The following is a 25150-nucleotide window of genomic DNA, read 5'->3' on the forward strand; positions in this document are numbered from 1 at the left end:
CAAGCGCGGCGAAGCCGGGCGCAGCGGGTCGCCATTATTGGGCACCCGGCGATCGCAAGCGCGGCGAAGCCGGGCGCGGCGGGTCGCCATTATTGGGCACCCGGCGATCGCAAGCGCGGCGAAGCCGGGCGCGGCGGGTCGCCATCATTGAGCTACGCGGCACCCATGCCAGACTGTCTGGCGTGGGCGCTATCACGCTGGACGGCAAGGTCACCCGCGACGAGATCTTTGTGGACCTCAAGCAGCGGGTCGCGGCATTAACCAAATCGGGCCGCACGCCCGGACTGGGCACCATCCTGGTCGGCGACGACCCCGGGTCGCACGCCTACGTGCGGGGCAAGCACTCCGACTGCGCCAAGGTGGGCATCACGTCGATCCGCCGCGATCTACCCGCCGACATCTCCCAGGCCACCCTCGACGAGACCATCGACGAACTGAACGCCAACCCCGAGTGCACCGGATACATCGTGCAGTTACCCCTGCCGAAGCATCTGGACGAAAACGCCGCATTGCAGCGCGTCGACCCGGATAAGGACGCCGACGGCCTGCACCCGACCAACCTGGGCCGGCTGGTGCTGAGCATGCCGGCGCCGCTGCCCTGTACCGCGCGCGGCATCGTGCACCTGCTGCGCCGCTACGACGTTGAAATCGCGGGGGCGCACGTGGTCGTCATCGGTCGCGGTGTGACGGTGGGCCGGCCGTTGGGGTTGTTGCTCACCCGGCGCTCCGAGAACGCCACGGTGACGTTATGCCACACCGCAACGCGCGATCTGCCGTCGCTGACCAGGCAAGCCGACATCATTGTGGCCGCCGTCGGGGTGCCGCATCTGCTGACGGCCGGCATGGTGCGTCCCGGCGCCGCCGTCGTCGACGTCGGCGTCAGCCGCACCGATAACGGACTAGTCGGCGACGTGCATCCCGACGTATGGGACGTTGCCGGGCATGTGTCGCCAAACCCCGGTGGTGTAGGGCCGCTGACCCGGGCGTTCTTGTTGACCAACGTTGTCGAGCTGGCCGAGCAGCGATGACGGTTCGGACCATCCTGGGGCGCGCCGTCCGCGCCCAATGGCCGATCCTGCTGGTTGGGCTGATCTTTGTGGTGGCGTTCGTGCTGGCGGCGGCGAACTTCTGGCGCCGCGGGGCGCTGCTGATCGGTATCGGTGTCGGGGTCGCCGCGGCGTTGCGGCTGGCATTGCCCGACGAGCGGGCCGGCCTGCTGGTGGTACGCAGCAGGGGGACCGACTTCCTGACAACGGCGGCGGTCGGGGCCGCGATGGTCTACATCGCGTGGACGATTGACCCGTTGGGCACGGGCTAGAAGTGGGCTAGAAGCCGGGCAGGTCCGGCATGCCCGGTATTTGCTGCAAACCCGACAGGTTGCCGCTCGCGACGTCTGCCATCACCGACGGGCAGTACATCGAAATCGCAATGCTGGTGAAGGTTTCCGCCATCTCCTGGGACATGCCTTGACTGCCTGCGATGACGCTCGCCGCCGCGCTGTTGAAGGACCCTCCCGGCTGGGCAAGGATCGGGCACACCGACTGACCCAACGCCTCCGCGTTTATCGGGTCGCCGTAGTTGACACCGGCGTTGTTCAGCGCGGTGATGAACGCGTCGTCGACGGGGTTTGCCTCGGCGGGTGCCGCGAATGCCGCCGCTGCGGCGAGGATGCCCGCGGATGCCGCCAGCAGTCGAAGTGTCAGGGGCTGATGGCGCCATAGGTTCATCTCCGCAACCCTGCTACACGTCAGTCACATTTGGGGCACGTTGACGTTAAGGTTTGCGTTCTGTCGCGGTTCGTAACCGGCCGCGCTCGGAACGCCGCGTTTAACAATGCGGCCCATGATCTCTCGCCAGATATTTCTGCGCGGCGCTGTCGCAGCGTTGGCGACCTCGGCGGTTTTCCCGACGGCACGAGCGCGCGCGGAACCGGGGTGGGCCAACCTGGCGTCGTCGATAGCCGGGCAGGTGCTGCTGCCGGCCAACGGCGGCTCGTTCACCAGCGGAAAGCAGATCTTCAACTCGAACTACAACGGCTCCAACCCCGCGGCGGTGGTAACGGTCACCTCGCAGGCAGATGTGCAGAAGGCGGTCGCGTTCGCGGCGACGAACAAGCTCAAGATCGCCCCGCGCGGCGGCGGGCATTCCTACATCGGCGCGTCCACCGCGCCCGGGACGATGGTGCTCGATCTGCGCGGGCTGCCGGGCGGGGTGACTTTCGACAGTGCCACGGGAACCGTGACGGTGCCGGCCGCGGCCGATCTCTATGCGGTCCATCAGGCAATGGCCGGCGCGGGCCGGGCGATTCCCACCGGCAGCTGCCCGACCGTGGGTGTGGCGGGGTTGACCCTAGGCGGCGGCATCGGCGCCGACTCCCGCCACGCGGGGCTGACCTGCGATGCGCTCAAGTCGGCGACGGTGGTGCTGCCCAGCGGTGATGCGGTGACCGCGTCCGCGGACGACCACGCCGACCTGTTCTGGGCGCTGCGCGGTGGCGGGGGCGGCAACTTCGGGGTGACGACGTCGATGACCTTTGCGACGTTCCCCACTGCCGACTCCGATGTCGTCCGTGTCGATTTCCCGCCGTCGGCGGCCGCGCAGGTGCTCGTCGGCTGGCAGGTGTGGCTGGGCTCGGCCGACCGCGACACCTGGGGTCTGGTCGACCTCGCCGTCGGTTCGGCGCAGGGCCCGTCGGGGGGCAATTGCCATGTGCTGGCGACCTGCCCGGCCGGGCGCGGTCCGGCGGTCGCGGACGCGATTAGGTCCGCAGTTGGAGTGCAGCCCAGCGGAATTGAGCACAAGACCCTGAGCCACATGGACCTGGTGCTGTATCTGGCCGGCGGCCACACGACCTATCCGCCGGAGGGCTTCGTGGCCGGATCCGATGTGATCGGCACGATGAATTTGGCTGCGGCGCAAGCCATCGTGGCCGGGATCGGAAAGTGGCCGCCCGCCGTGGGTCGCGCGTCGGCTCTCATCGATTCGCTCGGTGGCGCGGTCGCCGACGTGGACCCGGCAGGCTCGGCATTCCCGTGGCGCCGTCAGTCCGCCGTTGTGCAGTGGTACGCCAACACCCCCAGCAGCGGCCAGGCGGCGACGGCCAACAAATGGCTGAGCGATGCGCATCAAGCGGTGCAACACGTTTCGGTCGGCGGCTACGTCAACTATCTGGAGACCGACACCGCGGCGTCACGCTACTTCGGCGCAAACCTGTCGCGGCTGACCACCGTGCGGCAGCGATACGACCCCGACCGGATTATGTACTCAGGGCTTAACTTCTGACGGGTTTGCATGCCCCCGGTCTTCGATAGGGCGTTCTGCCCAGGTCTTTGTTAAACATGTGTGCACTGTGCACTGACATTCTGAAATCTTTGGGAACTTTGCCCTTCCTTGTCCTGGCCACGCGCAGAATCATCGGTGCGAGCTGATGCCACCGGCTTGCTCAGAGGTGTCAATGAGACGCCGCAGAAACACAAGTAGTGGGTGAATCGACCGGTGGTAGGGGCGTTACCCGCGAACAGGATAGGGCAATGGATTTGTCGGCGTTGCCACCGCAGCTCAACGCTCGTGCCCGAGCGGCGTACCCGCCGCTGGTGTTGGAGGAATAGTCGTGTTGCTGGTGGTGGCGCCGGAGATGGTCGCGGCGGCGGCAGCTGACTTGGCCGGGATTCGGTCGGCGATCAGCGCGGCGAATGCGGCGGCAGCGGGCCCGACCACTGAGGTGTTGGCGGCCGCCGGTGATGAGGTGTCGGCGGCGATCGCAGCGTTGTTTGGTGCGCACGCGCAGGAGTATCGGGCGGTGAGTGCTCAGGCGGCGGCGTTTCATGAGCGGTTTGTGCAGTCGCTGACGGGGGCTGGCGGCGCGTATGCGAGTGCTGAGGCGGCGAATGCGTCGCCGTTGCAGGCGTTCGAGCAGGCCGTGTTGGATGCGATCAATGCGCCCACACAGCTGTTGTTGGGGCGTCCGCTGATCGGTGATGGCGTTAATGGGGCGTCGGGAACTGGGCAGGCCGGTGCTGCCGGGGGGTTGTTGTGGGGCAATGGCGGTAACGGCGGTTCGGGGGCGGTCGGGCAAACCGGCGGCCCGGGCGGTGCGGCGGGGCTGTTCGGCAACGGCGGGGCCGGCGGCGCTGGCGGCGCTGGCGCTACGGGTGGTGTCGGCGGGACCGGCGGCTGGTTGAACGGCAACGGCGGCGCCGGCGGGTCCGGCGGGACCGCAGGTGCCGGCGGTGCGGGCGGCAACGCCTGGCTGTTTGGGGCCGGCGGAGCTGGCGGGGTCGGCGGCGCCGGTGCCACTGGTGGTGTCGGCGGGACCGGCGGGTGGGTGTACGGCAACGGCGGGGCCGGAGGGGTCGGCGGGGCCGGCGGTACGGGTGGCAACGGTGGCAACGCCGGGTTGCTGTTCGGCAACGGTGGCGTCGGTGGGGCTGGCGGGGCTGGCCTGCCGGGTGCCGCCGGCCTTAACGGCAATAGCGGCGGCGACGGCGGCAACGGCGGAACGGGCGGCAACGGTGGGCGCGGCGGGTTATTGGTCGGTAACGGTGGGGCCGGCGGGGCCGGTGGTGTCGGTGGCGATGGCGGTATCGGCGGCGCCGGCGATCCGAGTTTCGCATTCAACAGTGGTGCCGGCGGTAACGGCGGTAACGGCGGCGACCCCGGCGGGGGCGGGGCCGGTGGGGCCGGCGGCATCCTTGGGGGTGCGCAAGGTGCTACCGGCGTTACCCCCACCAGCGGCGGTAACGGCGGCGACGGCGGCACTGGCGCCACCGGCAACTCGCCCCTTCAGGCCGGTGGAGCAGGTGGTAATGGCGGTAATGGCGGGTCGGTCGGTAACGGCGGTAACGGCGGTGCCGGCGGTACCGGTTATGCGGGTTCTGCCGGTGCTATAGGTACCGCCTTACAAACTGGGGGCGGTAACGGCGGTAATGGCACCGCTGGGGGCCACGGTGGTAACGGCGGTGATGGCGGCGCACAGCACGGCAATGGCGGCGCCGGCGGCAAGGGCGGCGCCGGCGGTAGCGGTGGCACCGGTGGTAACGGGTTCGACGCCGCCACCGTGGGTTCGCCCGGTTCTGACGGCGGCATGGGCGGCAACGGTGGCAAGGGGGGCGACGGCGGTAGTGGCGGCGCCGGCGGCACCGCGGTCGCCGGTTCCAACGGCAAGGCGGGGGACGGCGGTAGGGGCGGTGATGGCGGTGGCGCCGGTAATGGCGGTGGCGGCGCCGCCGGTGATGTGACGTTGACGGTCAACCAGGGTGCCGGCGGCGACGGCGGTAACGGCGGTGAAGTGGGTGTTGCCGGCAAGGGTGGGGCCGGCGGAATTAGCGCCAACCCGGCTCTGAACGGTTCGGCCGGTGCGAACGGCACCGCGCCCACCAGCGGTGGTAACGGCGGCAACGGCGGCGTCGGCGCGACCCCCACCGCCGCGGGGGCGAGCGGCGGTGACGGCGGCAACGGCGGCAATGGCGGGTCCTACGGCAACGGCGGTGCGGGTGGCGACGGGGGTAGCGGCGTCGCTGGCGCCGGCTTTGGCGCCAACGGCGGCAACGGCGGCGATGGCGGCAACGGCGGCGACGGCGGGTCGTTGGCCGGCACCGGCGGTGCGGGTGGCGACGGCGGTAACGGCGCCGCCGGAACCGACGGGCAAGACTTCTCCAATTCTTCCCTCGGCCAGGACGGCGGCAACGGCGGTAGTGGCGGCAGCGGCGGCGACGGCGGCAAGGGTGGTAACGCCTCGGCCACGCTCGCTAAGGCCGGCAGCGGCGGCGCCGGCGGTAACGGCGGTGCCGCCGGTGATGGCGGCGGCGGTGCCGCCGGCGACGTGACGTTGGCGATCAACAGCGGTGCCGGCGGCGACGGCGGCGCCGGCGGTGAGGTGGGTGTTGGCGGCACGGGTGGGGCCGGCGGCAAGGGCGCTATTCCGGCTATGAAGGGTGCGGCCGGTGCCGACGGCACCGCGCCCACCAGCGGCGGCAACGGCGGCAACGGCGGTAACGGCGCCACCGCGACCACGTTGGGTGCCATCGGGGGCGCCGGCGGCAACGGTGGCAATGGCGGGTCTTACGGCAACGGCGGCGCCGGCGGCGACGGCGGCAACGGAGGCAAGGCCGGTGAGCTCTTTCCCGGCTTAATCGTCCCAGGTGGTCTCGGTGGCACCGGCGGCGATGGCGGCAATGGCGGGTCGTCGGTCGGCAACGGTGGTAACGGCGGTGACGGTGGCAACGGCGGCGCCGGCGAGTTCAGCCTCGGCATCTCCCTCGCAGGCGGCGCCGGCGGGGCCGGCGGCAATGGCGGCCATGGCGGGTCGGTCGGCGACGGCGGCAACGGTGGCAACGGCGGCAACGGCGCAGCTGGCGCCGGCGGCAAGTCGGCCATCAGCTCCGGTGGATTCGGCACGGATGCCGGCGACGGTGGGGCTGGTGGGAAGGGCGGGTTCGGCGGCAATGGCGGAACCGATGCCGGCAATGGCGGCGACGGGGGCGCCGGCGGCGCCGGCGGCGCTGGCGGCAACGGCGGCAACGGCCTAGACGGCACACAGGGCTCTAACCCCTTCCCCGGTGACGGTGGCAACGGCCAGAACGGTGGTAACGGCGGTGACGGTGGTAACGGCGGCGCCGGAGGCGACGGCGGCGCGGGCGGCACGGCGCAGGCGGTCGGGTACGTCGACGGCGCCACAGGCGCTGGCGGTGACGGCGGCGCGGGCGGTAACGGCGGCACTCCGGGTGACGGCGGAGCCGGCCAGGCCGGCACCAGCAGCTCAGACAGCGATTCTGTCGGTAAGGGCGGTAACGGCGGTAACGGCGGTGACGCCGGGGTTGGCGGGACCGGAGGCAAGGCCGGCACCGGCTCTTCGACGGGTTTGGACGGCGCCGACGGCATAACCCACAACGGCGGCAAGGGCGGCGACGGTGGCGCCGGCGGGAGCGCCCAGTCAAAGGCCGGCGGGACCGCCAAAGACGGCGGGGGTGGCGGCAACGGCGGCAACGGCGGCTCCGGCCTCAACGGCGGTGACGCCGGCAACGGCGGCAACGGCGGGGGAGCGCTGAACCAGCTCGGCTTCGTAGGCACGGGTGGCACGGGCGGCAACGGCGGCACCGGCGGTACCGGCATGATCAACGGCGGCCTCGGCGGCTTCGGCGGCGCCGGCGGCGGTGGCACCGTTGACATCGCTGCGGGACAGGGCGGGAACGGCGGACATGGCGGCGCCGGCGGCGCCGCCGGCACCGGGTTTGGTGGCCCGGGCGGCGCCGGCGGCACCGGCGGCATAGGAGATTTTGCTAACACCAGCAAAAGCGGCGGCACCGGCGGCAACGGCGGCAACGGCGGTAGCAGCACCAGCGGGGTTGGCGGCTTCGGCGGCCAGGGGGGCACGGGCGGAACCGGGAACACCGGCGGCAACGGCGGCGCCGGCGGCGCCGGTGGCGGCGGCGCCTTGGGCGGCGGCCAAGGCGGTGGCGGCGGCTTCGGCGGCCCGGGCCAATTCGCCGGCAGCGGCGGCAACGGCGCCGTCGGCGGCGCCGGCGGCGACGCCACCAAGGGATTCGGCGGCGCCGGCGGTACCGGCGGGTACGGCGGTAGCAGCGGCCCCAACGGCGGCGCCGGCGGCGACGGCGCCAACGGGGGCGCCGGCGGCCAGGGCGGAAATGACGAAATTGGCGGTGTCGGCGGCGCCGGCGGGGCCGGCGGCAACGGCGGCAACTCCCTGGGTGGGAATCAAACGGGCGGCACCGGCGGTGCAGGCGGCGCCGGCGGCGATGGCGGCAATGGCACGGCCGGCGCGGGTGGTGCCGGCGGCGCCGGCGGTGCCGGTGGTGCCGGCGGTCAAAACACCAGCACGACGGTCGGCGGTAACGGCGGTAACGGCGGCGCCGGTGGCGACGGCGGCGACGGCACGGACGCTGCGGGCGGTGCCGGTGGTAACGGCGGCAACGCAGGCGCCGCTGGCAAGGCCTTGGGCGACCTCGCGGGCGGCAACGGCGCCAACGGCGGCAACGGCGGCCACGGCGGCAACGGCACGACGGGCGGGGCCGGCGGCGCGGGCGGCAACGGCACCGACGGCGCCGCCAACGGCCCAGCTGCCATCAACTTCACCGCCGGCCACGGCGGCAACGGCGGCAACGGCGGCAACGGCGGCAACGGCTCCGCGGGCGCCGGCGGCCAGGGCGGCGCCGGTGGCAACGCCGGCGACGGCGGCGCCGGCGGCGGCGCGGGCGGCGGCAACGGCGGCAACGGCGGCAACGGCGGCAACTCCGGCAACAGCACCGGCGTCGCGGGCCTTGCCGGTGGTGCCGCCGGTGCCGCAGGCAACGGCGGCGGCACCTCCAGCAACACCGGCCAGGGTGGCAGCGGCGGCAAGGGCGGCAGCGGTGGCAACGGCGGCAGCGGCACCACGGGCGGCGCCGGCGCCAACGGCGCCGCCGGCGGCACGGCCGCCGGCAACGGCTCCCTTGCCGCCGGCCTCGGTGCCGGTAGCGGCGGCTCCGGCGGTAACGGCGGCAACGGCGGCAACGGCTCCGCCGGCGCCGGTGGCCAGGGCGGTAACGGCGGCGCCGGCGCCAACGGCGGTCACGGCGGCGGCGGCCATGGTGGTAACGCCGGCAACGGCGGCAACGGCGGCAACTCCGGTAACAGCACTGGCGTCGCGGGCCTCGCTGGTGGTGCCGGTGGTGCCGGCGGCAACGGCGGCGGCACCAGCGCCGGCGGCGGATTCGGCGGCGACGCGGGTGCCGGTGGCGCCGGCGGCAACGGCGGCGACGGCACCAGCGGCGGTGACGGCGGCGCCGGTGGTGCCGGCGGTGCTGGTGCCGGCGGCGGCTCTCTTAGCCTTGGCGACTCCGGTGGCAACGGCGGCAATGGTGGTGCCGGCGGCGCTGGTGGCGACGGCTCCACCGGCAACGCCGGTAGCGGCGGTGCTGGCGGCGGCGGCGGTAACGGCGGCAACGGTGGCGGCGGCAACGGCGGCCACGCCGGCTCGGGCGGCGCTGGCGGCAAGGGCGGCGACAGCACCGGCCCCGCCGGCCACTTCGGCGGCAGTGGCGGCAAGGGCGGCGACGGCGGCGACGGCGGCTCTACTAGCGGTAACGCTCGCGGTGGCAACGCAGGTGGCGGCGGCAATGGTGGTGCCGGCGGCAGCGGCCACACGGGCGGCGCCGGTGGTGCCGGCGGCCAGGGCGGCTTCGGCGGCGCCGGGGGCACCGGCACCGGTACCGGCGGTGGTGCCGGCGGTAACGGCGGTAACGGAGGCAAGGGCGGCACCGGTGTCGTCCTCGGCGGAGCAGGTGGCGCCGGAGGCCACGGCGACCACGGCGGCGCCGCCACCAACGGAGGTAGCGGCAGCATCGGCGGCAATGGTGGTGCCGGCGGCAGCGGCGGCGACGGCGGCAACTCCACCGGCGTGGGCGGCAAGGGCGGCGCCGGCGGTAACGGCGGCAACGGCAGCTTCGGCGACACCAGCGGCGGCGTGGCCACCGGCCTCACGGGCGCGTCCGGCGGCGCCGGCGGCGCCGGGGGCAAGGGCGGTAACAATCTCAACGGCTCCGGTGGTGACGGCGGCAACGGCGGCATCGGCGGCGCCGGCGGCAACGGCGGTGGCGGCAACGGCGGCTCTGGGGCCTCCGGTGGTGCCGGCGGGGCCGGCGGCCACGGCGGCCTTAACGTCGGTGACATGGGCGGCAAGGGTGGTGCCGGCGGCAACGGCGGCGGCGGCGTCGGCGGCACCGCCGGCGGCTCCCAAGGCGGCAACGGCGGCAACGGCGGCAAAGGTGGTGCCGGCGGCACCGGCTACGTGGGCGGTGACGGCGGTAGGGGTGGTGACGGCAGCTCCGGCGGCTCCAACGGCGCGCTCACCATCGGCACCGTGTCTGGTGTTGGCGGCAACGGCGGCAACGGCGGCGACGGCGGCGACGGCGTCACCGTCGGCGGTACCGGAGGCAACGCCGGCAACGGCGGTACCGGCGGCAACGGCGGCGGCTCCACCGGCGGTAACGGCGGCACCGGCGGCGCGGGCGGTGACGGAGGTACCGCCGTTGCTCCCGGCGGCTTCGGCGGTGATGGCGGCAACGGCGGTCGTGGCGGCGACGGCGGCGCCACCCAGAGCGGCACCGGCCTCGGTGGCGACGGCGGCAGCGGCGGCAGCGGGGGTGATGGCGGCGCCAGCAACGTCATTGCCGGCGATCCCGGCGACGCCGGTAAGGCCGGCGAGGCCAACGTGGGCACAACCCCCGGGGCCGGCGGCGACGGCGGCGATGGCGGCGACGGCGCAACGCCCTGATCACCGGTCGACAGCGATGTTGGAAACGCACGGAGAAGGGATGGCGGCATGAATTTCGTCGTAATGCCGCCAGAGATCAACTCGGCGCTGATCTACGCCGGGGCGGGTTCGGGGCCCCTGTTGGCCGCGGCTGCGGCCTGGGATGAGCTTGCCGCCGAGCTGGGCTCGGCGGCGATGTCTTTCGGGTCGGTGACCTCGGGGTTGGCCGGTGGGATGTGGCAGGGACCGTCGTCGGTCGCGATGGCGGCGGCGGCCGCCCCATACGTGGGGTGGTTGAGCGCGGCGGCTGCCTCGGCCGAGTCGGCGGCCGGGCAGGCCAGGGCGGTGGTGGGTGTGTTCGAGGCGGCGTTGGCCGCGACGGTGGACCCGCTCGTCATTGCGACTAATCGGTCGGAGTTGGTGGCGCTGGCGCTATCGAATTTGTTCGGGCAGAACACGCCGGCGATTGCGGCCGCGGAGTTCGACTATGAGCTGATGTGGGCCCAGGACGTGGCCGCGATGCTGGGGTACCACGCCGGCGCATCGGCGGTCGCGTCGGCGTTGGCGCCGTTTGCCCCGCCGTTGGCGAGCCTGGCGGCCGCCGCGGAGCCGGGCAGGTCGCTCGCCGTCAATCTGGGCCTGGCCAACGTCGGCGCCTTCAACGCGGGCAACGCCAATATCGGCAGCTACAACCTGGGGTCCGGAAATATCGGCGGCAACAACGTCGGGTGGGGCAATGTCGGGTGGGGCAACGTTGGGTTCGCGAACTCGGGTGACCCGGTGGGTCTGATGGGTGTTGCCAATATCGGGTTCGGCAATGCCGGCAGCAACAATTTCGGTTTGGCGAATATGGGTGTGGGCAATATCGGGTTCGCCAATACCGGGAGCAACAATATCGGTATCGGGCTCACCGGTGACAACCTGACCGGGATCGGTGGCTTCAATTCGGGCAGCGGCAATGTCGGGTTGTTCAATTCGGGGACCGGCAATGTCGGGTTCTTCAACTCCGGCACCGGGAACTGGGGCGTGTTCAATTCGGGGAGCTACAACACCGGTATCGGTAATTCGGGGATCGCCAGCACGGGGTGGTTCAATGCGGGTGACGCCAATACCGGCGGTTTCAACCCGGGCAGCATCAATACCGGCTGGTTGAACACCGGTGACACCAACACCGGGCTGGCCAACTCCGGCAACGTCAACACCGGGGCCTTCATCTCGGGCAGTTACAGCAACGGCGTCTTGTGGCGGGGCAACTACGAGGGGCTGCTCGGATCCTTCTCAACCGGATGGGACATTCTCCCCAAAATTCCCCTCAGCCTCGATATAAACGGTGGTGTCGGCGCCATCACGATCGAGCCCATCCACATTCTTCCCGAAATCCCGATCAACATCAACGAAACCCTCTATCTTGGACCCTTGGTCGTCCCACCGATCAACATCCCGGCAATCTCGCTGGGCATCGGCATACCGAATCTTTCGATCGGCCCAATCAAAATCAATCCCATCACGCTTTGGCCCGCTCAAAACTTCGAGCAGGCTATAACTTTGAGCTGGCCCGTCTCGTCCATAACAATTCCTCAAATCCGACAGGTCTCCCTTAGCCCTTCCGTTCCCGATACTTTGATCGGCCCAATACATATCAACACCGGCTTTTCAATCCCAGTCACGTTCAGCTATTCCACCCCGGCCCTTACCATTTTCCCGAATGGCGTCAGTATTCCCGACACACCGCTCTCCCTGACTCTTGGTGTGACGGCCGGCACCGACGCCTTCACCATTCCGGGATTTTCGATTCCCGAGCAACCACTTCCGCTGGCGATCAACGTGATTGGCCACATCGACGCCCTGAGCACCCCGGGAATCACTATTCACAACATCCCGTTGAACCTGCACGCCACCGGCAGCGCCGGCCCCGTCGGCATCGCAGGCGTGAATGTTCCGGCGTCGCCGGGCTTCGGGAATTCGACCACCGCCCCGTCATCAGGTTTCTTCAATACCGGTGCCGGTGGCGTGTCGGGATTCGGGAACGCTGGCGCACACACGTCGGGCTGGTTTAACCAGATCACGCAGTCGTTGCCGGGGCCGGGTTCGGGTTACTTCAACGCCGGCACGTTGGTGTCCGGTATCGGCAATGTCGGCGCTCAGTTGTCGGGGGTGTTGTCGGGGAGCGCGCTAGGGGCCGGCAATATCGGCAGCAACAACCTGGGGTTGGGCAATATCGGGTCGGGCAACGTCGGGTTCGGGAACTCGGGTTTGGCGGCTGGCCTGATGGGCATGAACAACATTGGGTTCGGCAATTCCGGCAGTGATAACCTCGGCTTTGCGAATATGGGCTTGGGCAACATCGGGTTCGGCAACACCGGCAATGGGAATATCGGTATCGGGTTGACCGGTGACAACCTGACCGGGTTCGGTGGCTTCAATTCGGGCAGCGGCAATGTGGGGTTGTTCAATTCGGGGACCGGCAATGTCGGGTTCTTCAATTCCGGCACCGGGAACTCTGGCTTGTTCAATTCGGGGAGCCAGAACAGCGGAATCGGTAATTCGGGGATCGCCAACACCGGCGTTTTCTTCACGGGCAACCACAGCAACGGCCTGGCCCCCTTCACCCCGGGTCCCCTTTTCACTATTTCCGAAATACCCATTGACCTTCAAGTGGTCGGCGGGATAGGACCCATCTACGTCGAGCCCATTCCAGTTCCTGCATTCAACGTGCAAATCACCGGCGGATTCGTCGGGCTCCGCGAATTCGTCCTCCCGGAGATCACCATTCCGGCGATCCCAATCCACGTGGCGGCAACCGTCGGCCTCGAGGGTTTCCACGTGTCTCCCACTGTTCTCGTTCCAGGGCTCGGCGCCACGGCATCTGTCTTCGCAAACCCTTTCGATTTGCCGAGCCCGTTCATCACGATCGATCACTACGGCCCGCCCTTAGGTGGGCCCGGCAACAAATTCCCCTCTGGACCGTTCTACCTCAGCATCACCGACCTCAAGATCAATGGACCCCTCATCGGCAGTGGGGACCAAGGGGTCGTCACCCCGATCTTCGCGTCTTTCGATCTGTCCACAACGCCCCTGACCTTGTTCCCGCACGGCATCACTGTTCCCGACCAAACCCCGGTGACAATCAACCTGTCTGGCGGCCTCGACAGCATCACGTTGTTCCCGGGTGGCCTGGAGTTCCCGGAAAACCCCGTGGTCAGCCTCACCAACTTCTCCGCCGGTACAAGGGCGTTCACGGTTTTCCCGCAGGGCTTCACCGTTGACCGCATCCCGGTGAACCTGCACAGCACACTTTCTATCGGCCCCTTCCCCTTCCACTGGGGCTACATTCCCCCGGCCCCACCGAACGGCCCCATTCCGGCAATCCCAGGCGGCTTCGGCCTCACCAGTGGGCTGTTCCCGCTGCATTTCACCCTCACCGGCGACATCGGCCCCATCAGCATCCCAACCACCACCGTTTTGGACGCCATAAATCCGCTCCTGACGGTCACGGGAAACGTCGAGGTTGGCCCTTTTACCGTCCCGGACATCCCCATCCCTGCAATCCGTCTGGGCCTCGACGGAGCTGTCAACCTGAGCTTCAGCGCCCCGGCAACCACTGTTCTTTCCGGCCTGGGCATCACGGGAGGCCTCGATATCCCTCAAATCCAAATCGCGGATATCGGCACCGAGCCCGCCAAATTGTACATGGCGGTCGGTAACATTGGCACTCTTTTCCTATTTGACTTCAGAGACGGCATCACGCTAAATCCCATAGTAATTCCGGGAATTTCTATACCTCTCGACGTGGACGCGCTGGAACTCACCTTCCCGGGCACTTTCACTGAATCCATACCTATCAATCTGACGATCGTCGACTCCCCGGCATCCACCATTAAGTCGATGGTTCTCCACGTTACTGAGTCCATCAACGAGTCCGTTGCCATCGAGGCCGTCTCCATCCCGGCCACCGTTCTGCCCGCAATTAACCTGGACGTGGACGCCACCCTCCCCGTGGGCCCCATCAACATCCCGATCATCACCGACCCGGGTTCAGGGAACTCGACCACCACCAACACCTCGTCAGACCCCGTGTCGGGTCTCTTCAACGGTTTGGGTGTGCCGGGCCTGGGTTTGGGTGTATTGAGCCTGTTCGACGGGAGCTTCGGGTCCCACCTGATAGCGGGCTTCAGCTCGGCCGTTGGGATCGTGGGCCCCAATGTGGGGTTGAGCGACCTAGGTGGCGGCAATATCGGGCTCGCCAATGTCGGGGACTTCAACGTAGGCAGCGGCAACGTCGGCGACTTCAATCTGGGGGCCGGCAACATCGGCGGCAACAACGTCGGGTGGGGCAATGTCGGGTGGGGCAACGTCGGGTTCGCGAACTCGGGTGACCCGGTGGGTCTGATGGGTGTTGCCAATATCGGGTTCGGCAATGCCGGCAGCAACAATTTCGGTTTGGCGAATATGGGTGTGGGCAATATCGGGTTCGCCAATACCGGGAGCAACAATATCGGTATCGGGCTCACCGGTGACAACCTGACCGGGATCGGTGGCTTCAATTCGGGCAGCGGCAATGTCGGGTTGTTCAATTCGGGGACCGGCAATGTCGGGTTCTTCAACTCCGGCACCGGGAACTGGGGCTTGTTCAATTCGGGGAGCTACAACACCGGTATCGGTAATTCGGGGATCGCCAGCACGGGGTGGTTCAACGCGGGTGGTTTCAACACCGGTCTGGTCAATGCGGGTGATTACAACACCGGCAGCTTCAACGCGGGTGACGCCAATACCGGCGGTTTCAACCCGGGCAGCATCAACACCGGCTGGTTGAACACCGGTGACACCAACACCGGGGTGGCCAACTCCGGCAACGTCAACACCGGCGCCTTCATCTCGGGAAGTTACAGCAACGGTGTCTTGTGGACCGGCGATTACCAGGGCCTGCTCGACTTCACCTTCCCCGTCGGCCCCCTGATTCCCAAAACCTACCTCGTCTACCTCCGCGAAACCGTGAACCTGGGCCCCATCCACATTGATCCGATACCCGTTCACATACCCCCGCTGCTGGACATTGACCAAACCTTCGACATCGGCCCATTCACCGTGGATCCCATTACCGTTGAGGCAATCCCCCTGGATTACCACGACACCTTCGAGCTGGGCCCCCTCGTCATCTTCCCGCCCATGAACATCCCCGCCACGGTCATAAACTCGTACTCCACATCCGCCGGTGACCCCGCACCACCGCCCTTTGTCATTCCGTCAACTGGAAATGTGTGGCTCTCCAGCGTCGACTTCGCGAACGGCAACATCGTATTGGGGCCATTTCCGGGTGCCCTCAACGACGTCACCATTCAGCTGGGCGCTTCTGGCCCGTCATTCTCCGCGTTCAACCTGAGCATTCCGCCCATCCATATTCCGGGACTGACCATTCCATCCCTGCCCGTGCGCATCGATGTGGACAGTGGTATCGCGGGTTTCACCCTCTTCCCGGATGGCCTCACTTTCCCGAAAATCCCGGTGCATGTCGATGCCTTCGCCGGCATCCCGGACTTCACGATCTTCCCCAACGGCTACACGATCGACCCGATTCCCCTCCAGCTCAACCTCGACCTCACCCTCGGCCCGATCAACCTCAATCCCATCCACAATCCGGCGGTCCCGGGGTTCGGGAATTCGACGAGCGCCCCGTCGTCGGGTTTCTTCAACAGCGGTGCCGGTGGGGTGTCGGGGTTCGGGAACTTCGGTTCGAACATGTCGGGCTGGTTTAACCAGGCCCCCCAGTCGTTGGTAGGGCTGGCGTCGGGTTACTTCAATGCCGGTGCGCTGGGATCGGGTGTGCTCAACCTCGGGTCGGGTGTGTCGGGGCTGTTCAACACCAGCGCGCTGGATGCGGGGGCCTCGGCGTTGGTGTCGGGTTTCGCCAATGTCGGCGCTTTCGTGTCGGGGCAGTGGTCGGGAGCCAGCCTGGGGTTGGCCAATGTGGGCGCGGGCAATGTCGGGTTCGGCAACATCGGCGCCGTCAACCTGGGCAGCGGCAACGTCGGCGACTTCAATCTGGGGGCCGGCAACATCGGCGGCAACAACGTCGGGTGGGGCAATGTCGGGTGGGGCAACGTCGGGTTCGCGAACTCGGGTGACCCGGTGGGTCTGATGGGTGTTGCCAATATCGGGTTCGGCAATGCCGGCAGCAACAATTTCGGTTTGGCGAATATGGGCGTGGGCAATATCGGGTTCGCCAATACCGGGAGCAACAATATCGGTATCGGGCTCACCGGTGACAACCTGACCGGGATCGGTGGCTTCAATTCGGGCAGCGGCAATGTCGGGTTGTTCAATTCGGGGACCGGCAATGTCGGGTTCTTCAACTCCGGCACCGGGAACTGGGGCTTGTTCAATTCGGGGAGCTACAACAGCGGTATCGGTAATTCGGGGATCGCCAGCACGGGGTGGTTCAACGCGGGTGGTTTCAACACCGGTCTGGTCAATGCGGGTGATTACAACACCGGCAGCTTCAACGCGGGTGACGCCAATACCGGCGGTTTCAACCCGGGCAGCATCAACACCGGCTGGTTGAACACCGGTGACACCAACACCGGGGTGGCCAACTCCGGCAACGTCAACACCGGCGCCTTCATCGGCGGCAACGACAGCAACGGCTTCTGGTGGCGGGGCAACTATCAGGGCCTGGTGAGCTTCTCCTACATCCCTGCTGTGCTTCCCCAAACCCCGTTCCTGGACCTCACCTTCACCGGCGGACTGGGCCCCGTCGTTATCCCTGCCATCGACGTTCCCGCGATCCGCCCCGAGTTCAGCGCCAACGTCGCCATCGGCAGCTTCACCCTCCCGACCATCCCGATTCCCCGGATCGACCTGGACGTCACCACGGTAAGCGTCGGCGTCGGCCCCATCAGCGTCCCGCACCTCGAAATTCCAAAGGTGCCCGTCACACTGAACTACTCCTTTGGCTCACAACCCGGCGGCCCGCTGAAAATCGGTCCGATTACGGGCATCTTTTCGGTGTTCAACGTCCCTACCTTTGTCGAAATCAGCCAGATAGTGATAGGCGCCAGCTCGTCGCAAGGGACCATAACTGCTTTCCTGGCCAACCTGCCTTTCAGCACCCCGGTAGTCACCATCGACGAGATCCCGCTGCTTGCGAGCGTTACCGCCCATACCGAGCCCATCGACATCTTCCCAGGCGGCCTCACGATCCCCGCGATGAACCCGCTGAGCATCAACCTGTCCGGCGGCACCGGCGCGTTCACCATCCCGGCAATCACCATCCCCGAAATCCCCTTCACTCTCGAGGCCCACAGCACCCTCGGCCCCATTCACATCAAGCTCATCGACGTTCCGGCGGTCCCGGGGTTCGGGAATTCGACGAGCGCCCCGTCGTCGGGTTTCTTCAACAGCGGTGCCGGTGGGGTGTCGGGGTTCGGGAACTTCGGTTCGAACATGTCGGGCTGGTTTAACCAGGCCCCCCAGTCGTTGCTGGGGCTGGCGTCGGGTTACTTCAATGCCGGTGCGCTGGGATCGGGTGTGCTCAACCTCGGGTCGGGTGTGTCGGGGCTGTTCAACACCAGCGCGCTGGATGTGGGGACCTCGGCGTTGATGTCGGGTGTCGGCAATTTCGGCGCTCACTTGTCGGGGGTGTTGTCGGGTGCCAGCCTGGGGTTGAGCAACGTAGGTGGCGGCAATATCGGGTTCGGCAATGTTGGCGACTTCAACCTGGGCAGCGGCAACATCGGCGACTTCAACATCGGGGTGCCCAATGTCGGGGGTGTTGTCGGGGGTGTTGTTGTCGGTGGTATTTCCGGGAGCGCTGCCGGGGGTGTCATCGGAAGTGTTGCCGGCGGTGTTGTCGGAAGTGTTGCCGGGGGTGTTGTCGGGGGTGGCATCGGGGGCGTCGTCGGAGGTGCTGCCGGGAGTGTTGTCGGGGGTGTCATCGGGGGTGTTGCCGGGGGTGTTGCCGGGGGGCTGTTTCCGGGGGGCAACATCGGCGACTTCAACCTCGGCAGCGGCAACATCGGCGACTTCAACCTGGGTGACGGCAACATCGGCAGCAACAACTTCGGGTTCGCCAATGTCGGCAGCACCAATTTCGGTTTGGCGAATATGGGCGTGGGCAATATCGGGTTCGCCAATACCGGGAGCAACAATATCGGTATCGGGCTCACCGGTGACAACCTGACCGGGATCGGTGGCTTCAATTCGGGCAGCGGCAATGTCGGGTTGTTCAATTCGGGGACCGGCAATGTCGGGTTCTTCAACTCCGGCACCGGGAACTGGGGCTTGTTCAATTCGGGGAGCTACAACACCGGTATCGGTAATTCGGGGATCGCCAGCACGGGGTGGTTCAACGCGGGTGGTTTCAACACCGGTCTGGTCAATGCGGGTGATTACAACACCGGCAGCTTCAACGCGGGTGACGCCAATACCGGCGGTTTCAACCCGGGCAGCATCAACACCGGCTGGTTGAACACCGGTGACACCAACACCGGGCTGGCCAACTCCGGCAACGTCAACACCGGCGCCTTCATCGGCGGCAACGACAGCAACGGCTTCTGGTGGCGGGGCAACTATCAGGGCCTGGTGAGCTTCTCCACCATCAACACCATCGTTCCCGAATTCACTGTCGCGAGCGTTCACGCGTCCGGCGGCGCCGGGCCCATCACCGTTCCGTCGTTCCATATTCCCGCAATTCCGCTGGATTTCAGCGCAACCGGCCACATCGGCGGCTTCACCATCCCGTCCATCGCTATTCCCCCGATCACGCTACGCATCGACCCAGTCTTCGACCTCGGCCCCATCGTCGTACAGGACATCACGATTCCCGCCCTGGGCCTCGACCCCGACAGTAGTGTCACTGTCGGCCCGATTTTCAGCTCGGGCTCCATCATTGATCCATTCACTATTCAGCTTGGGTTTGTCGACATTAATATCGCTGCCATCCAAACGACGGGCAGCGAGATTTTGCCGTTCACCGTGACGTTGAGTTCTCTTGGCCTGACCACCCCGACACCGGAATTCACCATCCCGGGATTCCGCATTCCCGTCGATCCAATCCACATGGAGGTGCCGCTGTCCGTCACCATCGGGCCCTTCGTGAGCCCGGAAATCACGATTCCGCAGATCCCAGTGGGCTTAGGGTGGTCCGGCGCCACACCGGCTTTCGCCTTCCCCCCGGAGATCACCATCGACCGAATCCCGGTGGTTCTCGATGTCAACGCCCTCCTCGGTCCCATCAACGCCCCGATCGTCATCCCGGCGGTTCCGGGCTTCGGCAACGCGACCACGGTCCCGTCGTCGGGATTCTTCAACGCCGGCGGTGGTGGGGTTTCGGGTATCACCAACTTCGGCGCGGACATCTCGGGTTTGCTGAACCAGGCTGCGACTCCGTTGTTGGGGTCAGTCTCGGGCTACTTGAACTTTGGTGCCCTGCAGTCGGGCCTGCTGAACAGCGGTGCCGGTCTGTCGGGCCTATACAACACCAGCATCCTCGACCTCAACCACTTAACGTCGGCCTTCACTTCGGGCGTCGTGAACTTCGGCCGGCAGCTCTCCGGCTTCCTGTTCCAAGGCACCGGGCCCTAACCGGTCCCCGGCATTAGTGCGGCTGGATTCAACCGTTAGCCAACGTTTATTCAAGGCTGCCCCGCCACGGTTGGCGAGAAGGCGTGGTTGGGAGGTCAGTGACGCCGTACGTGACCGTAGTGCCGCAGCTGCTGGCGGTGGCGGCTTCGGATTTGGCGGGTATCGGCTCGACGATCAGCGCTGCGAATGCCGTCGCGGCCGCCCAGACGACCCGGATGGCGGCGGCCGCTGCCGATGAGGTGTCGGCTGCCCTCGCGGCGCTGTTCGAAACGTACGCTCAGCACTATCAAACGATCGGCGCCCAAGTGGCGACGTTTCACGACCAGTTTGTGAACGCCTTGACCGCTGCCAGCGGATCGTATGCGGCCACCGAGGCCGTGAACGTGGGGCACAGTCTGCTGACTGCGGTGAATGCACAGACCATGGCGTTGTTGGGTCGCCCACTCATCGGCGACGGTGCCGATGCGACCGTGCCCGGCGGCAACGGCGCGCCCGGCGGTTTGTTGTATGGCAACGGTGGGGCCGGCGCTGCTGGGGAATCCGGCGTTGCCGGCGGCCAAGCCAGCGTGAACCTCCAGGCCTGGTTCGGCTCTACTTGGCCAGTGTGGCCCGCACGCACACCGTGACGTACGGCAGCGCAAGGCCGTTGGCGTTCGCCAGCGCCGGATGCGTGGCCAGCAGTTCGCGCACCTGCCCAAGGGTTTTGGTGCGAACTTCCGTGGGCGAGTTAATGCAGTAGGTGCGGGACGCAACCAAATCGATAAGTGCTTGCGGGGTAAGGTAATTCGTCCACTCGAGCTGATGCCGTTCGACTCCGGTGAACGGCTCGGGCAGCGACACCTTGTTGCGGACCGGATCGTCGTCGCGGCCGATGATTTCACCCAGCTCACGCACCCAGCCCAGCCGTTCATCGCGGGTGTTCCACACCAGACCCAGCCGCCCGCCCGGGCGCAGGACGCGTGCCACCTCGGGAATCGCCCGCGCTGGATCGAACCAATGCCACGCCTGGGCGACCAGCACCGCGTCAACACTGTTGTCCGCCAACGGAATTTCTTCCGCGGTACCCAACAGTGCGACGGTCTCCGTCAGCGAAGCGCGCAGCACTTCCAGCATCTCCGCAATCGGGTCGACGGCAACCACATCCAGGCCGCGCTCGACCAGCCGGGTGGTCAGCTTGCCGGTACCCGCACCAAGGTCCAGCACGTCGCGCACACCCGCCGGCAGCAGCCAGTCGATCGCCTCGGGCGGATACGACGGGCGCCCACGCTCATAGGCGGCAGCCGCCGAACCGAATGACAGGGAGCGGTCGCGCTTAGAGCGGATCACCTTGGACACCTAAGGCACGAGCCTTCGATCTCGGCCAGTTTCAACGTCTTTCGGATCAGTTCGCCCACAGCGTCGGATTCCACCAGAAAGCCGTCGTGCCCGCAGATGGAGTCGACGACGTTTAGGCCGTCGCAGCCGGGCAACAGCTCGGCCAGCTCCTCCTGCAAGCGCAGCGGGTAGAGCCGGTCAGAAGTGATGCCGCCGACCACGACCGGAACCGGGCACCCGCGAAGCGCCGCCGCGACCCCGCCGCGCCCACGGCCGACATCGTGGCTGTTGAGTGTCTCCGTTAACGTCACATAGCTCCCGGCGTCGAACCGGGCCAACAGCTTGTCGCCCTGGTGTTCCAGATAGCTCTGCACGGCGTAGCGGCCGCCGCGCGTAGGGTCCTCGGTGCCTTGGCTGTCGTTGGCGAATCGGGTGTCGAGCTCGATCTCGCCGCGGTAGGTCAGGTGCGCAAAGCGGCGGGCGATCTTCAGCCCGGTATCCGGTGACCTCCCGGTCTCGTAGTAGTCGCCGTCCTGCCAGTCCGGGTCGGCCTTGATGGCCGCGATCTGGGTGGTTTGGGTGCCGATCTGATCGCCGGTGGCACGCGCGCCGACGGCCAGCAGCAATCCGGCCCGAACCCGATCCGGATGGCCGACAACCCATTCCAGAGCCCGAGCACCGCCCATAGACCCGCCAACGACGGCTGCCACGTCGGTTATTCCCATCGCGGCCAGCGCGGCGATGTCGGCCGCTACCTGATCGCGCACCGTTATTTGCGGAAACCTTGAGCCCCAAGGTTTTCCGTCGCGGGCAAGCGAACTGGGCCCGGTCGAGCCGCGGCAACCGCCGAGCACGTTGGTGGCCACGGCGCACCAGCGGTCGGTGTCGATCGGCGCGCCCGGTCCGGCCACCCCGTCCCACCAGCCCGGTGTGGGATGGCCGGGTCCGGCGGGCCCGGTGATATGCGAATCACCGGTGAGCGCGTGCAGAACCACGACGACGTTGTCACCGCTGGGCGACAACTTGCCCCAGCGCTGGACGGCGATACAGACATCGTCGATCACCGCGCCGCTTTCGGTGGTCAGCGAGCCGATGTCGACCAGGCCCACCTCGCCTTCAGCGGGCAGTGTCTGGGTTGGCACCTCGGAGATCGTCATGTCAGAACCCTCAGAATGCCGCCACGGCCTGCGGGTCGCTGCTCTTTGCGGAGGCGCCGGATGCCCGGGCCGCCGCGAAACCAAGCTCCAGGTCGGCCAGGATATCGTCGATACCTTCGATGCCCACCGCTAACCGCACCAGTCCCGGGCTGACGCCGGTGGAGAGCTGCTCCGCGGGGCTCAGCTGGGCGTGGGTGGTTGACGCCGGGTGGATCACCAGCGAGCGCACGTCACCGATGTTGGCGACATGACTGTGCAGCTGCAACGCATCCACGAACGCCTTGCCGGCCGCTATGCCACCGGCCAGCTCGAAGGCAAGGACCGCTCCAGTTCCCTTGGGCGCCAGCCTCTTTGCCCTCTCGTGCCATGGCGAGCTGGGCAGCCCCGCATAGTTGACCGACAGCACGTCGTCGCGGGCTGCCAAAAACTCGGCGACTCGCTGCGCGTTGGCGACGTGCCGCTCCACCCGCAGACTCAGCGTTTCCAGGCCTTGGGCGATCAGGAACGCGTTGAACGGCGAAGCCGCCGACCCGTAGTCGCGCAGCAGTTGCACCCGAGCCTTGAGCGCATACGCCGGCGGCCCCAGCTCGGCATACACCACGCCGTGGTAGCTGGGGTCGGGTGTGGTGAATCCGGGGAAGCGGCCCTGCGTCCAGTCGAAGGTGCCGCCGTCGACGATCACTCCGGCGATGGCGGCGCCGTGCCCGCCCAGGTACTTGGTGGCCGAGTGCACCACGATGTCGGCGCCCTGTGCCAGCGGCTGGATCAGGTAGGGGGTGGCGATGGTGTTGTCGACGATCAGCGGCACCCCGTTGCGGTGGGCGACCTCGGCGACCGCCGGGGTGTCCAGCACGTCGATCTGCGGGTTGGAGATGGTCTCGCCGAAGAACGCCTTGGTATTCGGCCGGACCTCCGCCTGCCAGGACTCCGGATCGTCGGGATCGGCGACGAAGCTGACCTCGATGCCGAGCTTCGCCAGCGAATAGTGGAACAGGTTATAAGTCCCGCCATACAGCCGCGGGCTGGACACGATGTGATCGCCGGCACCGGCCAGGTTCAGGATGGCGAAAGTCTCCGCGGCCTGCCCGGAGGACAGGAACAACGCGGCCACCCCGCCCTCGAGTGCGGCGATGCGCTGCTCGACCACCTCGGTGGTCGGGTTGCCGATCCGGGTGTAGATGTTGCCCGGAACTTCCAGCCCGAACAGGGCGGCGGCATGCGCGGTGTCGTCGAAGGTGTACGAGGTGGTCGCATAGATCGGCAGCGCCCGGGCGTTGGTGGTCGGGTCCGGGTACTGACCCGCATGAATCTGCTTGGTCTCAAACGACCAATGCGCGGTCGGATCGGTGTCGGTACTGCCGGTTTCTGAGGTGCCCATCACGTATCCCTGTCTGGCCAGGGGCCCGTCATGGCGGACCCGCGCTTGCCGTGTAGCCGGGTCTGGCTACTCAACCTGGTCATCACCCGGGGCACCCCACCGCGGTTGGAGGGTTGCCGGCCAGCAAGCCGGGGCTTAACGCTGGCGCTCATGACCGCAATGCAGCTTAGCGTATGGCGGCTAGTCGATGCCAATTGCGTAGTCTGATCTGGCGAGCAATGGACTGGAGGATCCGCTCAACGATGTCCAAGATCAAAGTCAAAGGTCCGGTGGTTGAGCTCGACGGTGACGAGATGACCCGCGTCATCTGGAAGCTCATCAAGGACATGCTCATCCTGCCGCATCTTGACATCAACCTGGACTACTACGACCTGGGTATCGAGCACCGTGATGCCACCGACGACCAGGTGACAATCGATGCGGCCTATGCGATCAAGAAGCACGGCGTGGGCGTCAAGTGCGCGACGATCACCCCCGACGAAGCCCGGGTCCAGGAATTCAACCTCAAGAAAATGTGGCTGTCGCCCAACGGGACGATCCGAAACATCCTGGGCGGCACCATTTTCCGTGAGCCGATCGTGATTTCTAATGTGCCGCGGCTGGTTCCGGGCTGGACCAAGCCAATTGTCATCGGCCGCCACGCTTTCGGCGACCAATACCGCGCGACGAACTTCAAGGTCGACCAACCAGGCACCGTCACATTGACTTTCACTCCTTCCGACGGCAGCGAGCCGATCGTGCACGAGATGGTGTCCATCCCCGAAGACGGTGGCGTGGTGATGGGGATGTACAACTTCAGGGAATCCATCCGGGATTTCGCGCGCGCGTCGTTCGCCTACGGGCTGAACGCAAAATGGCCGGTGTACCTGTCGACCAAGAACACCATCCTCAAGGCCTACGACGGCATGTTCAAAGACGAGTTCCAGCGCATCTACGAAACCGAGTTCAAGGACAAGTTCGAAGCCGAAGGGTTGACCTACGAGCACCGGCTGATCGACGACATGGTCGCCGCCTGCCTGAAGTGGGAGGGTGGCTATGTGTGGGCGTGTAAGAACTACGACGGCGACGTGCAGTCGGACACCGTCGCGCAGGGATACGGCTCGCTGGGGTTGATGACGTCGGTGCTGATGACGGCCGACGGTAGGACGGTCGAGGCCGAGGCCGCGCACGGCACCGTCACCCGGCACTTTCGGCAGTACCAGGCCGGCAAGCCGACCTCCACCAACCCGATCGCGTCGATCTTCGCCTGGACGCGTGGCCTGCAGCACCGTGGCAAGCTGGACGGCACACCGGAGGTCACCGAATTCGCCCAACAGCTGGAAGAGGTCGTCATCGGCACCGTCGAGAGCGGCAAGATGACCAAGGACCTCGCGCTGCTGATCGGTCCCGGACAGGAGTGGCTGAACAGCGAGGAATTCCTCGAAGCGATCTCCGACAACCTGGAAAAGGCGCTGGCCAACTAGCCGAGCAGAC

10 protein-coding genes, 2 pseudogenes and 1 riboswitch are annotated in these 25150 nt (G+C 67.2%); of the genes and pseudogenes, 8 read left to right on the top strand and 4 right to left on the bottom strand.

Annotation, left to right across the window (positions count from 1 at the left end):
- Window positions 1–182: 182 nt before the first annotated feature.
- The gene (locus AADZ78_RS05785) at window positions 183–1028 is read left to right on the top strand and encodes a bifunctional methylenetetrahydrofolate dehydrogenase/methenyltetrahydrofolate cyclohydrolase (protein ID WP_085252937.1); all 846 of its coding nucleotides are present in this window, start codon (window positions 183–185) and stop codon (window positions 1026–1028) included.
- Window positions 1025–1318: a DUF3017 domain-containing protein gene (locus AADZ78_RS05790; protein ID WP_085252938.1), complete on the top strand. Its 294-nt coding sequence runs from the start codon at window positions 1025–1027 to the stop codon at window positions 1316–1318. The genes AADZ78_RS05785 and AADZ78_RS05790 overlap by 4 nt, the downstream gene beginning before the upstream one ends.
- A 7-nt stretch (window positions 1319–1325) precedes the next feature.
- Here AADZ78_RS05790 and AADZ78_RS05795 read toward each other — a convergent pair whose 3' ends face one another.
- Entirely contained in the window at window positions 1326–1727 is a 402-nt protein-coding gene (locus AADZ78_RS05795) for a DUF732 domain-containing protein (RefSeq protein ID WP_085252939.1), read from the bottom strand.
- A 118-nt stretch (window positions 1728–1845) separates the two neighbouring features.
- Between AADZ78_RS05795 and AADZ78_RS28935 the strand changes: the two are divergent.
- From AADZ78_RS28935 to AADZ78_RS05820, 5 genes and pseudogenes are all read left to right on the top strand, one after another.
- Window positions 1846–2439: pseudogene (locus AADZ78_RS28935) on the top strand (FAD-binding oxidoreductase); the annotation flags it as partial.
- Between the two features lie 459 nt (window positions 2440–2898).
- A complete protein-coding gene (locus AADZ78_RS28940) occupies window positions 2899–3282 on the top strand; it encodes a BBE domain-containing protein (RefSeq protein WP_276063638.1) in 384 nt (127 codons plus the stop codon).
- 322 nt (window positions 3283–3604) lie between these two features.
- Window positions 3605–10270: a PE family protein gene (locus tag AADZ78_RS05810; protein WP_085252941.1), complete on the top strand. Its 6666-nt coding sequence runs from the start codon at window positions 3605–3607 to the stop codon at window positions 10268–10270.
- 48 nt (window positions 10271–10318) lie between these two features.
- On the top strand, window positions 10319–19828 hold the full coding sequence (locus AADZ78_RS05815; protein WP_204903451.1) for a PPE family protein: 9510 nt from the start codon (window positions 10319–10321) through the stop codon (window positions 19826–19828).
- A 98-nt stretch (window positions 19829–19926) separates the two neighbouring features.
- Window positions 19927–20385, top strand: a pseudogene (locus tag AADZ78_RS05820) (PE family protein); the annotation flags it as partial.
- Window positions 20386–20419: 34 nt separating this feature from the next.
- Here the strand turns inward: AADZ78_RS05820 and AADZ78_RS05825 are convergent.
- The 3 genes from AADZ78_RS05825 to AADZ78_RS05835 are packed head-to-tail and all read right to left on the bottom strand — an operon-like array spanning window position 20420 to window position 23677.
- Window positions 20420–21154, bottom strand: coding sequence for a class I SAM-dependent methyltransferase (locus AADZ78_RS05825; protein ID WP_085250929.1), 735 nt, complete (start codon window positions 21152–21154; stop codon window positions 20420–20422).
- Complete coding sequence (gene metX, locus AADZ78_RS05830; protein WP_085250926.1) at window positions 21151–22299, bottom strand: homoserine O-acetyltransferase MetX; 1149 nt, start codon at window positions 22297–22299, stop codon at window positions 21151–21153. Before metX ends, AADZ78_RS05825 begins: the two co-directional genes overlap by 4 nt.
- A gap of 10 nt (window positions 22300–22309) precedes the next feature.
- Window positions 22310–23677: a bifunctional o-acetylhomoserine/o-acetylserine sulfhydrylase gene (locus tag AADZ78_RS05835; RefSeq protein ID WP_085250927.1), complete on the bottom strand. Its 1368-nt coding sequence runs from the start codon at window positions 23675–23677 to the stop codon at window positions 22310–22312.
- A 36-nt stretch (window positions 23678–23713) separates the two neighbouring features.
- Window positions 23714–23833, bottom strand: a riboswitch (SAM riboswitch).
- 62 nt (window positions 23834–23895) lie between these two features.
- Between AADZ78_RS05835 and AADZ78_RS05840 the strand changes: the two genes are divergently transcribed.
- On the top strand, window positions 23896–25140 hold the full coding sequence (locus tag AADZ78_RS05840) for an NADP-dependent isocitrate dehydrogenase (protein WP_372510530.1): 1245 nt from the start codon (window positions 23896–23898) through the stop codon (window positions 25138–25140).
- Window positions 25141–25150: the final 10 nt, after the last annotated feature.

It is taken from the genome of Mycobacterium riyadhense (assembly GCF_963853645.1).
Lineage (GTDB): Bacteria > Actinomycetota > Actinomycetes > Mycobacteriales > Mycobacteriaceae > Mycobacterium > Mycobacterium riyadhense.